Origin of the sequence: Mesorhizobium sp. M1142, from assembly GCF_040318565.1 — a bacterium.
Lineage (GTDB): Bacteria > Pseudomonadota > Alphaproteobacteria > Rhizobiales > Rhizobiaceae > Mesorhizobium.
The window spans coordinates 153,654-167,683 of record NZ_JAMYMK010000010.1 but is presented as its reverse complement, the minus strand read 5'-3'; the positions used below and the strand labels follow the sequence as shown (position 1 = coordinate 167,683).

The 14,030-nt window shown below is 60.4% G+C and carries 12 protein-coding genes and 1 pseudogene; 7 read left to right on the top strand and 6 right to left on the bottom strand.

Features of this window, described 5'->3' with window-relative positions; genetic code table 11:
• Positions 1-13: 13 nt before the first annotated feature.
• From NKH42_RS18415 to NKH42_RS18395, 5 genes and pseudogenes are all read right to left on the bottom strand, one after another.
• Positions 14-1,473 (bottom strand): annotated as a pseudogene (locus NKH42_RS18415) (NCS1 family nucleobase:cation symporter-1).
• A 127-nt stretch (positions 1,474-1,600) separates the two neighbouring features.
• Complete coding sequence (gene otsB, locus NKH42_RS18410) at positions 1,601-2,443, bottom strand: trehalose-phosphatase (RefSeq protein ID WP_352751709.1); 843 nt, start codon at positions 2,441-2,443, stop codon at positions 1,601-1,603.
• On the bottom strand, positions 2,440-4,221 hold the full coding sequence (locus NKH42_RS18405) for an alpha,alpha-trehalose-phosphate synthase (UDP-forming) (protein ID WP_254817288.1): 1,782 nt from the start codon (positions 4,219-4,221) through the stop codon (positions 2,440-2,442). The genes otsB and NKH42_RS18405 overlap by 4 nt, the downstream gene beginning before the upstream one ends.
• A gap of 175 nt (positions 4,222-4,396) precedes the next feature.
• Complete coding sequence (locus tag NKH42_RS18400; protein ID WP_352478897.1) at positions 4,397-6,559, bottom strand: amylo-alpha-1,6-glucosidase; 2,163 nt, start codon at positions 6,557-6,559, stop codon at positions 4,397-4,399.
• 48 nt (positions 6,560-6,607) lie between these two features.
• Entirely contained in the window at positions 6,608-7,669 is a 1,062-nt protein-coding gene (locus NKH42_RS18395; RefSeq protein ID WP_352507303.1) for a glycosyltransferase family 4 protein, read from the bottom strand.
• A gap of 254 nt (positions 7,670-7,923) precedes the next feature.
• On the opposite strand from NKH42_RS18395, the gene NKH42_RS18390 reads away from it, so the two are divergent.
• Positions 7,924-8,226 carry a DUF982 domain-containing protein gene (locus NKH42_RS18390; RefSeq protein ID WP_352507302.1) on the top strand — a complete coding sequence of 101 codons (303 nt, stop codon included), beginning with the start codon at positions 7,924-7,926 and terminating at the stop codon, positions 8,224-8,226.
• Here the strand turns inward: NKH42_RS18390 and NKH42_RS18385 are convergent.
• Positions 8,208-8,438: a hypothetical protein gene (locus NKH42_RS18385; protein WP_352507301.1), complete on the bottom strand. Its 231-nt coding sequence runs from the start codon at positions 8,436-8,438 to the stop codon at positions 8,208-8,210. The genes NKH42_RS18390 and NKH42_RS18385 overlap by 19 nt on opposite strands.
• Before the next feature lie 72 nt (positions 8,439-8,510).
• Between NKH42_RS18385 and NKH42_RS18380 the strand changes: the two genes are divergently transcribed.
• The 6 genes from NKH42_RS18380 (at position 8,511) to NKH42_RS18360 (ending at position 14,028) form a co-directional block, all read left to right on the top strand.
• Positions 8,511-8,777 (top strand): hypothetical protein, encoded by a 267-nt coding sequence (locus NKH42_RS18380; RefSeq protein WP_352507300.1) that lies wholly within the window; start codon positions 8,511-8,513, stop codon positions 8,775-8,777.
• Positions 8,778-9,230: 453 nt separating this feature from the next.
• On the top strand, positions 9,231-9,392 hold the full coding sequence (locus tag NKH42_RS18375) for a hypothetical protein (protein ID WP_352507299.1): 162 nt from the start codon (positions 9,231-9,233) through the stop codon (positions 9,390-9,392).
• 249 nt (positions 9,393-9,641) lie between these two features.
• Positions 9,642-9,866: a hypothetical protein gene (locus NKH42_RS18370; protein ID WP_352507298.1), complete on the top strand. Its 225-nt coding sequence runs from the start codon at positions 9,642-9,644 to the stop codon at positions 9,864-9,866.
• A gap of 954 nt (positions 9,867-10,820) precedes the next feature.
• Entirely contained in the window at positions 10,821-11,132 is a 312-nt protein-coding gene (locus NKH42_RS31280) for a DUF6894 family protein (RefSeq protein ID WP_502896086.1), read from the top strand.
• A gap of 329 nt (positions 11,133-11,461) precedes the next feature.
• Positions 11,462-12,004, top strand: coding sequence for a class I SAM-dependent methyltransferase (locus NKH42_RS18365; protein WP_254817280.1), 543 nt, complete (start codon positions 11,462-11,464; stop codon positions 12,002-12,004).
• 236 nt (positions 12,005-12,240) lie between these two features.
• Positions 12,241-14,028 carry an ABC transporter ATP-binding protein gene (locus tag NKH42_RS18360; RefSeq protein WP_352688353.1) on the top strand — a complete coding sequence of 596 codons (1,788 nt, stop codon included), beginning with the start codon at positions 12,241-12,243 and terminating at the stop codon, positions 14,026-14,028.
• Positions 14,029-14,030 lie beyond the last annotated feature (2 nt).

Here is a 14,030-nt window from a genome sequence, read left to right as displayed (position 1 = left end):
CGCCCCGAATCGCTCAAGCTTTGGCTATCCTGGCTCCGGCACCGAGTGCCATCGTGCGCAGCACGTAATAGATGACGCCGGCAATTGCCACGCCGAAGAACCAGCCATAGACGCCCCACCATGACGGCAGCAGGCTGGTGAAGTTGGGCAGGATCGAGGAGAAGACCGCGCCGATACCGGCGGCGATGAAGGCATTGACATGCCAGCCGCCCTGGAAGCGGAATTCGCCATTCTCCCTTTGTAGAGCGCCTCGACGTCGACCTCGCCCTTCCGGATCAGGTAATAGTCGACCATCATCACGCCGAAGATCGGCCCCATCGTCGCGCCGATGATGTTGACGAACGAGGCAGCACTGCCTTCCCAGGGCGCGAAAGGATAAAGCACAAGCGCTATCAACGCCGCGATGTAACCGCCCTTCTTGAAGTCGATCTGGCGTGGAAAAACGTTGGAGAAGTCAAAGGCCGGCGACACGAAGTTCGCCACCACATTGATGCCGAGCGTCGCCACCGCAAAAGTCAGCGCTGCGAGCGCCGCCAGGAACCAGCTGTCGAACTTCGCCGAGATCTGGTCGGGATGCAGCAGCACTTCGCCATAAACGTCGAAGGCGGCGATCGTGGTGACGCCGGCGACAAGCGAGAACAGGATGAGATTGACCGGCAGGCCCCAGATGTTGCCCTTGCGCAGCGATGCCTTGTCCGGCGCATAGCGGGCGAAATCGCAGAAGTTGAGATAGAGGGCGGAGAAATAGGTCACCCAGATAGCCGCCACCGCAAACAGCGAGGTCCAGGAGCCCGGCGTGCCCGGCACGCCCGCGTCCTTCGTCTTTTCCAGCAGCACATCCATCGGGATGTCGCTGGTGAAGGCGAAGGTGCCTGCCTTGAAGCAAAGATAGATGGCCAGGATCAGCATCATCACCCACACCGCCGGTCCGGCCCAATCCTGGAAGCGGCGCACCGTTTCCATGCCCTTCTGGATGATCAGGAGCTGCAGCGCCCAGATGACGGCGAAGCAGATCACCTCGAGCCCGGAGTGGCCGAGGAAATGTGTGCTCTGGTTGAAGTCGGCGAACCACTGCGAGCGGATCAGCAGAGCTACGATCGCGCCTGAGGCAGCCGCCGTCTGCGCGCCGTACCAAAAGCAGGCGACTATGGCGCGCACCAGCGCCGGTATGTTGGCGCCCCAGATGCCGAAGGAGGCACGCGCCAGGACAGGGTAGGGCACCCCGGTCTTCACGCCGGCATAGCCGACCATGTTCATCAATGCATAGATGATCAGCGAACCGATACCGATGGCGATGATGAAGTTGACGAAGCCGCCGCAAAACAGGAACAGGCTGGCCGCCAGATAGTAGCCCCACAGGCTGTGGACATCCGACGTCCAGACGTTGAAGATCGAGAACGGTCCCCAGTTTCGAACCTTCGCCGGGGCGAGATCGTCATTGTACAGGTCCGGTGATGCGCCTTGTATGGTCATTGCTATGTCCTCCCCTCGTTATGGCACGCGCCTCCACGCATGGGAGCAGGTTAAGCCTGACGCAGGGGAACCGGCAAGCAGACGATTTGCCGGCTTTGGCCTTAAAGACATTCAATGAGAACCGCGCTTATCGGCCGGACGATGCCGTGGCTGCGATGTTGATCTTCGCCCTTGATTCGGTCTCTGCCTGCTTGTCGGCCGGTAGAGCACCGGAGACCGCCGATATCTCGAAACTGGCCTTGAGCCAGGCTATTGCGCCGGTCACGTCGTCGAGGGCATAGTTTGCGGCCGTCGGCCCGTTCGGCTTCACGCGGATGGAGATGCCGCCAATTTCATTGATCGCCTCGAAACCGTGTTCGTCCGATGTATCGTCTCCGAGGAATATCGGCCGCCGGCCGACAAAGGGCGGAATGTCCATAAAACGCCGGATGGCTGCACCTTTGACGGCTTCCAGGGGCATGAGCTCGACGCCGGCGTTTCCCGGAAGCACCCGATAACCCTTCGGAAGCCGGGCCAATGCCTGTTCGACGAGCTGGATTGCGGGCGCAAGCAGTTGCGGTGCTGCTCTTGTATGAACGGCAAGGACCGGCCCCTTGCGCTCGACATAGACCTTGCCGCTGCCCAGTTCGGCCTCGATCTCGTCGGCAAGGGCGGCGATGTCGGCCGGCGCGTCGGCGGCATCGATGGGACCCGTCGGCGTCAGCCGGTGCTCCAGCCCATATAGTCCGGCGATCCGCAGCTTCAGCGGATGGAACAGCTTGTCCACGGCGGGGATCGATCGGCCGGTGATGAAAGCGACCGCACCATCCAGCCGCCGCTCGATGCGTCCAAGCAGATTGCGCAATTCCTCGCCGACGAACACCGCGTCGGGATGGGCAGCGTGTTCCAGCAAGGTTCCGTCGATGTCGAGGAAGAGCGCCCATTGCCCTTCCGACAGGTTCAACGCCGGCGGTTGTTCAAAGCTTTTCACGATGCTGCCTTCCGTGCCCGCTCGAACATCGAGATGACGTTGTTGGTGTTCGATGGCGGGCGCTCGCCGGTTCCGGTCACCCTGTCGAGATCGCCGCGTTTGCGCAGGCGCGCGGCGTCCAGCAGCATGCTGCCGGCCCAGCGGTAGACGTTGTTGTCGCGGACCATCTCACGCATCGGCCGCAAACGTTCGCGCTGCTCTTCCGGCGTCATCGTCAGCGCCTGCAACAGCGCCTCGCTCATCATGGCCGCATCGTAGGGGTTAACGATCAGTGCTTCCAGCAGTTCGCGCGACGCACCGGCGAAGGTGCTGAGCAAAAGCACGCCCTGTTCGTCGTCGCGCGCTGCGACGAATTCCTTGGCGACAAGGTTCATGCCGTCATGCAGGCTGGTGACCATGCAGATGTCGGCGGCGCGATAGACCTCGTAGACCTGCTCCTGCCGATGATGTTCGGCGACCATCAGGATAGGACTGTATGTCTCGCTGCCATAGCGCCGGTTGAGCTCGTCGGCATAGCGGCGGCATTCGTCGTGGAGTTGCTGGTAGGCGGGCAATGTCCCCCGGCTCGGCGCCGCGATCTGCAGGAAAACCACCTTGCCTATCCATTCGGGATATTTCGTGAACAATTCGTCCAAGGCATGGAAGCGATCGAGAATGCCTTTCGTGTAGTCGAGGCGCTCGACTCCGATGCACAGTTTGGTATCCGCTGACAGGCCGAATCTGTCGCGGACACGGGCGCGGCACTCCTCGACAGACGGCAGTTTTGCCAGCAATTGGGCCGGCCATTCTATGGAAATGGGATAGGCGTGGACCAATGTGGTCTGCCCACCATAGGAGATTGCCGCGTCTGCCCGTTCGATCCGGCTCTCCAGAAAGCGGTCGACACTTTCGGTGAAGTTGTTGGCATGGAATTGGGTATGAAAGCCGATGATCGAACTGCCGAGCAGTCCCTCCAGGATCCGCTCACGCCACGGACAGATGCTGAACACTTCCGAATTGGGCCAGGGGATATGCCAGAAGGTGATGACTATCGCGTCCGGCAGGCGCTGGCGAATCATGCGCGGCAGCAGCGCAAAATGGTAGTCCTGCACTAGCACGATCGGCCGTTCGTTGCGGGCTTCGGCAACCACCGTATCGGCGAATTTGCGGTTGACGGCCTCGTAGGCGTCCCAGTCCGAGGCGCGAAACACGGGGCGGGTGAAGGCGATATGGCAAAGCGGCCATAGCCCCTCATTGGCGAAACCCAGATAATAGCCTTGATATTCCTCCTCCGTCAGCCAGACCCTGCGCAGCGTGTAGGACGGATTGCCTGGCGGCACCTGCACCCGGTCGTCCTTGTCGACTGTGAGGCGGTCTGCCGTGCCGCCGCCATAGGCGATCCAGGTGCCGGCACAGGCGCGGGTGATGGGCTCGAGTGCCGAAACCAGCCCGCTGGCCGGCACTAAAAGTTGCACGCCGTCATCCTTGATGTTGTGGATGTAGGGTTCGCGGTTGGACACGACGATGACCTGTGCGTCCGGCAGGTCATCGGCCAGGATCTTGCGCAAGGTGTCGGGCGACCACGTGACGAGTGCCGCATCGGCCGATTGGCCGTTCTTTTCGAACTCGCGCAGCACCTTGCGTGCCGCTTCCGACGCGACATCCTCGCTCGGCGTGTATGCGGCCGCCGTTGCGCGGCCGCGGCGCTGGCGGGATATCGATAGGAGAATGGCAAAAGCGGAAAAGCCAAAACTTGCAATCAGCAAAACCCAGAGCAGGTTTACAGTATAATCTGACATCGAATGTGATCTCGCCTCCGGCCGGCCGATAGCCGTTTCTGTTTGTTTTTCTGGTTCGCTGCCATGTGACGACGACAGCATCCCCCGCTGCCCATTTTGCAACGCACAAAGAGGCTATCGGTTCCGGACGATTGCAATGCCGGGCATCATTTCGATGCGTCGCAGCGCGGCGGCATCAAGTGCGCACGATGAGCGGCACCATCCCCTCATACCGATCGGCGAGAAAGGCGACGACCCGGTCGCCGACACGCTGGAATGTGAGGTCGACCACCGTCGAGCCGACACCCAGATGCCGCAATGTCAGCGTGTCGATGCCGATCGGCAGCCTTGGGCGGGTGACCCGGATTTCGCTCTTCCAGCCGTCGATTTCGAGGCCAAGGCAGGCCTGCATCAGCATGAAGGCCGATCCCGCCGACCAGGCCTGCGGCAGGCACGCGACGGGATAGGCGATCGGCGCTTCGCCCGGCGACCGGGTAAAGCCGCAGAACAGTTCCGGCAGCCGCATGTTGAAATGGACAGCCGATTCGAACGTGCCGCTCATCAGCCGGACCACGCTGTCGCGCACGCCGTAACGTGCCAGGCCGGCACCGCACATGGCGGTGTCGTGCGGCCAGATCGAGCCATTGTGGTAGGACATCGGATTGAAGAATATCGCATCGTCGGCCAGCGTCCTCACTCCCCAACCAGAGTGGAACGACGCGGAGAGCAGCTGATCGGCGACCATCTGCGCCCGTTCCGGCTCGGGCAGCCCGACATAGAGAAGATGGCCGGCATTCGACGTCCGTACCTTGCAGAGCTCGCCTGCACCATCGATCGCCAGTGCATAGAAATTGAGATCGTCCATCCAGAAATGGCGTTCCACCGCGGCGCGCATGGTTTCGGCGCGTTCCTCCCAATGATCGGCCTTGTCGTCCTCGCCGCGGCGGCGGGCGAGCGCCGCCAGCCCACGGAACGCAGCAAAGACGTAGCCTTGCACCTCGACCAGGGCGATCGGCCCCTTGGGCATGCGGCCATCGGCATGGAAGACGGAATCGAAACTGTCCTTCCAGCCCTGGTTGGCGAGGCCGGTCTCGGCGCCGCGCTGGTAGGTAACGAAGCCGGTCGCGCGGCTTGTCTCTTCCGTCCATTCGGCCGCTGCACAGAGCGATGGCCACAGGCTGTCGACGAACGCCATGTCGCCGGTACGATCCGCATAGGCGCAAGCGAGATGAATGTAGAGCGGCGTGGTATCGACACCGCCGTAATAGCGGCCGAACGGGAGCTCCCGCAGCGCCGCCATCTCGCCCTTGCGGGTCTCGTGCATGATCTTGCCCGGCTGCGAATCGCTGAACGGCGACGTTTCGGTTGCCTGATGCTGGGCGAGAAAGGCAAGTACGCCGCGCGCCAGCCCAGGATTCAACCACAGCATCTGCAGTGCGGAAATCACCCCGTCACGGCCAAACGCCGTCGAGAACCAGGGTATGCCGGCATAGGGGTAAGGTCCGGTTGCAAGCTCGGTGGTCAGCAACGCCACGTCTGCGCGCGCGCGTTCGATCCAGTCGTTGAAGACGCGGCCGGAGCTGTGCACCGTCGCGCCGTGGCGGCGTTTGGCGCGCATGCCGAAGCGAGCGCGGGCGGCGGCAGCCCGAAAACGGTCGCGGTCGGGTGTCTCCGCCACCTCCGGGCCGACCTCGATATAGAGGACCTCGCTACTGCGCTTCGTCACCGCAACCAGGAAATCCGCACGGCTGGCGGTCAAATTGTCCGGCGCCTGCGAGAACGAGATCGCCGACAGGCGTACGAGCTGGTCCAGCCCGTCATATCGAAGCACCACGGATGTCGGACTGGTCTCGGCGGCGTGGGCTATTCCGCGCTTGAGCCGGGTCGAACCGCGCACCTCGAACATGTCGCGGAAATCTGCTGCGAAATGCAAGGAAACCCGAATGGCCGACGATTCCTGGCTGTAGTTCGAAAGGGTGATGCGCTCGAACAGCCGGTCCTGCCAAAGCAGCCTGACGCGTTCTATGTGGATCGCGCCCTGCGGAATGTCGCGGCCACCGACACTCTGGATCGGCAGATTGGTCAGGTTCGAGGTGAAAAGCACATTGTCCTGGCTGAGCGATGCGCCCAGCAGCGACATTTGCCGGCCACCGATCGTCAGCCGGAATTCCGAAAGCACACGCGTGTCGTCTCGGAAAAAGCCGTCGCCGGCGCCGCGGATGTCGCCATAAGCGTCGGCCACCGCGAAGCAGTCGCCTTGCTTGAGGGCGAACAGTCGGTGCGGCTCCCGGGGCGCAACCTCGTCGAGCGAGGCAAGGGCTACAGCGGGATCAAGCTTACGCTCGTCGAGTTGATTCATACGTCACAAGCTCTGTCGTTTCGTTTCCAACGTCCACAATGACGCCGATCAGGACGCTCTCGCTTCACCGGGAGTGCCGATCAGGCGCGCATAGGCAGTCACATAGTCGTGGGCCATTCTCGTGGCAGAAAAACGGTTTTCGAATACGGCTCTCACCTGTCGCCTGTCGAGGCGCAGCAATTCCGGTATCGAGGCGACAGCAGCATCGACTGAATCGACAAGGAAACCGGTCACGCCGTGGTCGATGATCTCCGGCAGGGCACCGCATTTCCAGGCGATCACCGGCGTGCCGCAGGCCATAGCCTCTATCGCGGCAAGACCGAACGGCTCCGGCCAATCGATCGGAAACAGCAGGCCGGCCGCCTTGCCGAGGAATTCCGCTTTTCTGTCCTCTTCGATCTCGCCGATGTAGTCGACACGGTCGCCGTCGATCAGCGGCTCGACCGTGTCGTGAAAAAAAGCGCGGTCGTCGTCGCCGATCTTTGCCGCAACCTTCAGTTTCAGCCCGGAGCGCAAGGCGATCTCAATGGCACGGTCCGGCCGCTTGTCGCGCGACAGCCGGCCCAGAAAGGCCAGATACGGCTCGTCCGCATCCGTCTCGAAAGTCGGCTCGTAGATATTGATCGGCAGCCCGTGATGGATGGTCGCCAGCCAATTGGCCGTGGGTAGCCCGGTTCTCTGGCTGCGCGAAATCGAGATCATCGGAAAGCGCGGAAAACGTTCGTAGGCCGGGGCCAGGTCGACATAGTCGAGCCTGCCATGCGGTGTCGTCACCGTGCGGTCAGGTATGTGTTCGAAGAAAGGAAAATGCAGGAAGTGGCTGAGATGGAAATGGATGATGTCGAACTGTTGCGCCCGGTTCCTCACCTCGGCGAGCATCGCGAGATGCGCCGCGGTTTCGGATTTGTGCGGGCGCGGATCGAGACGGAGCGCGCGCTCGCGACACGCCACCAATTTCGCCGATGTCTTGGTATCGCCGCTGGCGAACAGGGTCACGTCATGGCCAAGCTCGACCAATCCCTCGGTCAGATAGGAGACGATGCGCTCCGTCCCTCCATAGAACCGGGGTGGCACGGATTCATGGAGCGGCGCCACATGGGCTATTCTCATGTTTTGGCATTTCCCTCAAACAAGACTGTTCGTGGCATCGAAATGCATCAGCCGCGCTAACGTTCCCGTACCATAGCAAGATGTCATCCAATTGGGGCAAGATGTCATCCGATAGGGGCTGCCGGGCGTTTCCACCGCTGCTCGTCTGGTCCGGCCAACATTTTCCAAGCCAAGCCCTCTTTGCCGGGAACCAAAGCCCGGTTCGCGAGTTTAGTGGGGTTCGATCGCACGCAACCGGTCGACGGGGAGGAACGATGGACCGTTTGCAATTCTTTTCACCTGTGCGGATTTTGCGCGGACAGGGACAGCCCGTGGAGGAGATCGACAGCGTTGCCGAAGCAATGGCATTCTTGCGAAAATGGCCGGCCGGGCGGCGCGGGCCGGTTTACCAGTGCGCCGTGAATTGCTGCGCTGCTGCCATGGCCGGCCGGATGTCGGCCGAGGAAGCGCGAAAGGCTTTTACCGGCTTCGCACGGATCACCCGCCTGCTCGAGGGCGATCGGCCGTTGCCGATGAGCGGCGAGGAGCGGCATCGCGATCACGCGCTGAGGCGATAGGCGCGCCAACTGCCGCAGACCGTCAGATCACGGGTGGCATTCAGCCGGAGCGCCCGATCGGCGACCGACGCGCTTTTGCGAACAGACGCGTTCATGGCCTGCAAATGCACAGGCCAGCTTCTGTCGACGAGCATCGCGACAGCCAGCGCAAGACCAAGCAATCCTGCGGGGCCGGTGAGGGGCGCGGTCGCCGATTTCGGTTGGAGCGTCAAGCTACTACTCCCGTTGTTATGAGGATTGATTGCCGTTGGCGGCCGCCAGGTCGCCGGCATGGGTCAAGTAGAGTGGCCACCGCCGCTGGTACCGCCTGTTCCGCTGGTCGATCCGCCGCCGTCGATCCGCTGCTGCCGCCGCTCGAACCGCTGGAGCCGCTTGCGGCGCTGCTGCTTGTCCCATCGTTGCCGCTGCTGGACCCGCTACTGCCGTCATTGCCGCCGCTCGAAGCACCGCTGCCGCTTGATCCGCTGCTGCCGCTCGAGCCGCTGCGGCCACTCGAACTGCTTGTCCGCTCGAACCGCTGCTGCTTGAGCTGCCGATGGGCCCCTTGTTGACATTGTGCGGGGAGGGACGGTTGTTAGCGCCCTCGCTTACATTTTCGCAGGTGGATTTACGCTGATTTTTGGTGCCGAAGGCACTGGGTTCATTGCTCGCCTTCTGGCAGACCAACCTATGGCAAATCAAAGTCGCTTCGGTTGTCTTAGGCGTAAGGCCCGTGATGACTATTGCGGTTGTCGTGGCCGCCATGGCCATGATCGAGAACCGGAGTAAATTCCGAAAATTTTGCATAGATACCTCGCTTTCTGACGCCTCGCTTCTCGGGCTCGCGCCCAAAGCTTCCTCGCTGTCGAGTGGGTGTTTGCAACAGGGCCGCATACGGATCGCTTACGCCTCAGCGGTCGGGCTCAGGGGCGGGCATAGAAAGTTGGACGAAGCGCAGACAATGGTGCCGCATTGCGGTATTTCGACCGGAAGGGCCAAAGATGCATTTTTTGGGGGAATGGATAATGTCGAAACGGCTTAGACTGGTCCTGGGAACTGCCGGCGCAATCGCCGTCGCCATCGTCTGGGGGATCGTCGCGACGTTGATGGGGGTGCCATCGATTCTGATCACCGTAGGAGCGGTCGCGATCGGCGCAGGCATCTACAGCTATCAAAGCCGGAGCTGATCCGGTATCCGGCGACTGCAGCTTGGCCGAAAAATCGCACAGTCGCCGACTGCCTGCGGCAATGTTCAGTGTACGAATATTACCAACGACAGCGTTCTGTGGAACGAGTGGCCTCTCGAAGCTATTGTGTGACGGTCCGAGACCCCCGCCTCGGGCCATTGGGTCACCCAGCCGAGTGGTCCGCTGCTACCCAATGGCAGCGGACCTTTCACCCGGAAGACGGACATTGTGCCGAATCGAGGGAGAACGATGGTCGTTGACGAGATTGCAGCGCGGCGCCTGAAAATTCTGATCGAGCAATATATCGAGACCAGGAAGAGGCGCCACGATGAGGTTTCCACCGCAGCGGCTGAGATGGCGATCACGGCTGTCATGCCGAATTGCCCGGTCTCCGGAAAAGCCCTGGACGAAATGATTGCGGCATGTGCGTTCGAGCATGGGCTGGGGGTGCTGTTCGATCGACCTGACGCATGAAGGCCTGAATGCCATGAATCCCGATGTCAAAATCGTACAGTGCTGTCCTGTACGAATCCAACGCTGTTCCTGAGACCGCTCGCGACGACATAAACCAACCAGCCGGAGCAGGCATGCCGAGATATTTTTTCATTTCTGAAACAATGAGGTAGTGTCTCAGTTTGAATTCATTTTTTATCGGGCGGAAGATTGCCCGGCTTCATCTCGAAGGCATCACTGGCTGGCAGCCGCTCCGGCGGCTCCCGCGCCGCCTTGGATACCCAAACTTCGCTTGGGGTAGAATGACCGATCCATTTGCGCCAATGCGAGGCAAGCCAAATTGGCGATATTGCCATTGCGCCCTTTGCCCTCGCTTCCTTCGGCAAATAGACGAGACGTGGCCCGCGCCATAGCCGCTGCACCGGACAAGCCCTAGACCGGATGCTTCGAAGGTTTCAAACAGCATATATTCTCGGATCTCTTCGATTGGTGTTACTGCACGGAAGCGAAACACCGCGCCACGGTAGAGGAGATCGTTTTCATTTAATGAGCTCAGCGTGGTCCAAGTGAGCATCTTTTCTTTGCCTTCGCCGTTGTTCTTCTTGGAGGGGCCGAAGCCGGGCAAGCGTGGGCCGTACAAAAACGCGGCATCTAGCCGTCATCTTCGATAGTGCCGCCGACTTCATTTCGGAGCAATCGCAGCAGGCGCAATACGACTTGATCCTTCGGGTGGTGCCGACCGCTAACATCGACTTGGACATCCCCGTTGGCTTCCAAACTGACGTAGGCGATAGCATCGCCTCCACCGAGTCTGGGTAGCACCCAAGGGTGCCGTTGGCCGGGGAGTTGTCGGTCCAACTCCGCTTCAGTTTGGGCCTTCCCTATTGTCCCAACCAAGAAATATGACTTCATGCATTCTGATAGGCTGACCGGTCTCAAATTTCAAACTGAGACACTACCAACAATGACGGCCGCTTGACGGAAGATTTCGAGGGGCAGGACCTGGATGGCCTGTCTGCCGCCCAGGACAACGCCATGGCTTCGGCCAAGGAAATCCTGGCCGAGGGTCTGCTCAGCGGCAGCCCAGTCCTGACAGACCTTTCCTTCGAAATCTGCGACGAGAACCGGAAGCTGCTTTTCCGATTTCCCTTCTCGGAAGCTGCCGAAAAGGCCGGCGCTCGACCTTGTTGGCCAAAAAGCCCGGCAATGCGGGCGAGCTTTGATCGAGCCTGGCTGAAAAACCGCATCTCGCGGCAAGACGGTCGTTGGTGCAAATCAGCACCATAGGCAAATTAGTAGCATAGCTGCCGGCACAAAGCAAGAACAAACATGGCTTGCCTTGCCGAAAGGGCGTACGTTTCAGGAACTCGAGGGCAGGCCCGGGTAGGGGGCGCCAAGCGACATTGCGGTTTCCAACCGATGTGTCGATCTGTTGGGCTGATGTTCGTCAGCTTCCCGAAACGTCTTCGCAGGATGCTGTGATCAGGAGTTCCTTTCTCCCGCGGTTACGTTTACAGGACATTCTGGACAGTGTCGTTTGCGCGCCAGCAACTGGTCCGGGGCCAAGGCCCAGCGCACAGTCGTCCTCCGTCAAGGAAACCAGTCCGGCGCCGCTTTTGGAGAACAATGATTTGTGGTGGTCAAATAAGCAAAAGAGATTCAAGGGAACGTGGGACGACCGACTGGACGGCCTATTCTCAGCAGAGGTCGACTACGCCGGGAAGTCCATTCTCGATGTTGGCTGCAACATGGGTGTTGTCGCCTATGAGATATCCAAGCTAGGACCGAGTTCGATCCATGGGATCGACATTCTCAAGCCGCATATCGAGACGGCCAGGATGATCTTCCTGGGTTGTCCGGTTCAAAGCCGGTTCGATTGTCTCGATCTTGGCAGCCGGAAGCTGCAAAATGTTCTCCAACCGCAGTATGACATCGTCATGCTGCTGGCGGTCTACCATCACATGCAGTGGAGCCTCGGCGCGGACAAGGCGCGACGCGTGCTGTGCGATATCGCCAGGCGTGCTCAAACGATCGTTGCCCGCGTTCCTCCTGGCAAGGATAGAGAGATGATCGCGGTGCTTTCGGATGTGGGCTTTTCAATCAAAAGCAATCACACCTCGCCTCTTGGAAGCCATCTCATGGTCCTCGCGAAACACTGACCGGGCATAGCGCGGCCGACAGCGAATGGCGCAAGAGCCGCGTGGCTGGGTCCGCTATGCTCGTATGCGAGGAACCGACGGTCGTAAGCCGATGACGTGCAAGGGTCCGGTTCGGCATTGACTGCGGTCGGGAACGAAGCCACAGACAGGTGATCGAAACCGTTTCGCGCTTCAAGACAACACAAAGACCGGACGGGATCGCAACGGGCGGCGACGAGATGATTGCAAAGAAACGAGTGTCAACGGCCCCAGCATATCCGCTGATCAAGCGTCTGATTGGCGAAAATCTGCCGCCGCACAAGATGCTGTATGTGACAGGTTTGCTGTGCTCGATCGCTGCTGCTGCGGCGACCGGGGCAGCGGCCTGGATCATGAAAGTCATGATCAACACCATCTATGTCGAGCGAGACGCTGCCGCTGTATCGGGTATCAGCGTCGTCATTATCGGCATTTTCCTGGTCAAGGGCATAGCTGCCTACTGCCAGACCATCACCACGGGGAAGATTCGCCGGGCTATCGTTTCAGACCTTCAAAACCGTCAATTTTCCCGAATGGTGTATTTCGACATCAGCCGTTTCGCGAACCAGCATCCGGCAAAATTTATCTCCAAGATCATGTTCAACGCGCGCGCCGGGGCGACCGTTATTCTCACCCTCACGAGCAGCGCCGTCTCTGATCTGCTGACCCTGATTGCCTTGGCCAGCGTCATGGTCAAGCAGGACCCGGTAATGTCGCTAATATCCGTGGCGGTTCTGCCGATGCTGTTCCTGTCAGTCGGCGCGATAACCAGGAAGCTCAAGGCGCTGGCGAGGGGCGAGACGGAATTGGCCGCACAGGTCCAGTCGATCGGCACGGAAGCCGTCGAAGGCATCCGCACCATCAAGTCCTTCCAGCTCGAGGACAAGGCGGTTGCCAGCTTTGCAAAGGCCGTCCGCAAGATGGAAAGACGTGGCATCCAGATCAACCGGACGTCAGCATTGATGAGCCCATTGATGGAGACCGGCGGCGGCGTGATCATCGGGCTTTTCGTTATGTACGCCAGCTGGCAGACCCTCGGCAACGGCAAGACGCCCGGCGAATTCATGGCCTTCATTACCGCGTTCCTGCTTGCCTATGAGCCTGCCAAGCGGTTGGCCCGGGTCAATGTCGACATCCAGAAGCAAATGGTCGCCGTCGAACAGATGTATGATTTGATCGACACGCCCGAGCAGCGGCGACTTGCAATCGCGGGCGAGCGCCTGGCCGACGTCGATGGTGGTATCCGCTTTGAAGATGTGGCCTTTTCCTATGACGGCAACAGCCCGGCGCTCGAGGGTGTTTCCTTCGACGTGCGACCTCGTGAGAAGCTGGCGATCGTCGGCCGCTCCGGCGCCGGCAAGACCACCATCGTCAATCTGATCCTGCGCCTGATGGAGCCGGACAAGGGCAGGATCCTGATCGACGGAAAGGACATTTCGAAGATCAGCCTGGCCGACGTTCGCGATAATATCGCACTGGTGTCACAGGACGTCTTCCTGTTCGAAGGCTCGATCCGCGACAACATTCGCGACGGCCGCCCGAACGCCACGGATCAGGAAATCGAGTCCGCTGCGAACCTCGCCCGGGTCACCAGCTTCGCTTCGGCGCTCGAAAACGGGCTCGACACGCTTGTCGGGCCGAGCGGCACCAATCTGTCGGGCGGGCAGAAACAACGCGTCGCCATCGCACGCGCCCTGCTCAAGAATGCTGCGGTAATCGTCTATGATGAAGCGACATCGGCGCTTGACGGTGAAAACGAACGGGCAGTCATGGAGGCAGCCTTCGACAACACATTTCAGCGCACAGTGATCTGCATTGCGCACAGGCTGTCTACAATCAAGGCGGCCGATCGTATTCTCGTATTTGACGCCGGACAGCTTGTCGATGCTGGAACGCATGACCAGCTTGCCAAGCACAGCGAGATATATCGTTCGATATTCCACCTGGAGACGCCCGATCCGATGGTCGAAAGCGGCAAAAAGCTGCGGCAGAGCGTATTGCGCTGAAG

Bases quoted from the DNA above. Each gene is read 5' to 3' on its own strand.
- NKH42_RS18405 (WP_254817288.1), bottom strand. From the start codon at position 4,221: ATGTCAGATTATACTGTAAACCTGCTCTGGGTTTTGCTGATTGCAAGT.
- NKH42_RS18400 (WP_352478897.1), bottom strand. From the start codon at position 6,559: ATGAATCAACTCGACGAGCGTAAGCTTGATCCCGCTGTAGCCCTTGCC.
- NKH42_RS18395 (WP_352507303.1), bottom strand. From the start codon at position 7,669: ATGAGAATAGCCCATGTGGCGCCGCTCCATGAATCCGTGCCACCCCGG.
- NKH42_RS18390 (WP_352507302.1), top strand. From the start codon at position 7,924: ATGGACCGTTTGCAATTCTTTTCACCTGTGCGGATTTTGCGCGGACAG.
- NKH42_RS18375 (WP_352507299.1), top strand. From the start codon at position 9,231: ATGTCGAAACGGCTTAGACTGGTCCTGGGAACTGCCGGCGCAATCGCC.
- NKH42_RS18370 (WP_352507298.1), top strand. From the start codon at position 9,642: ATGGTCGTTGACGAGATTGCAGCGCGGCGCCTGAAAATTCTGATCGAG.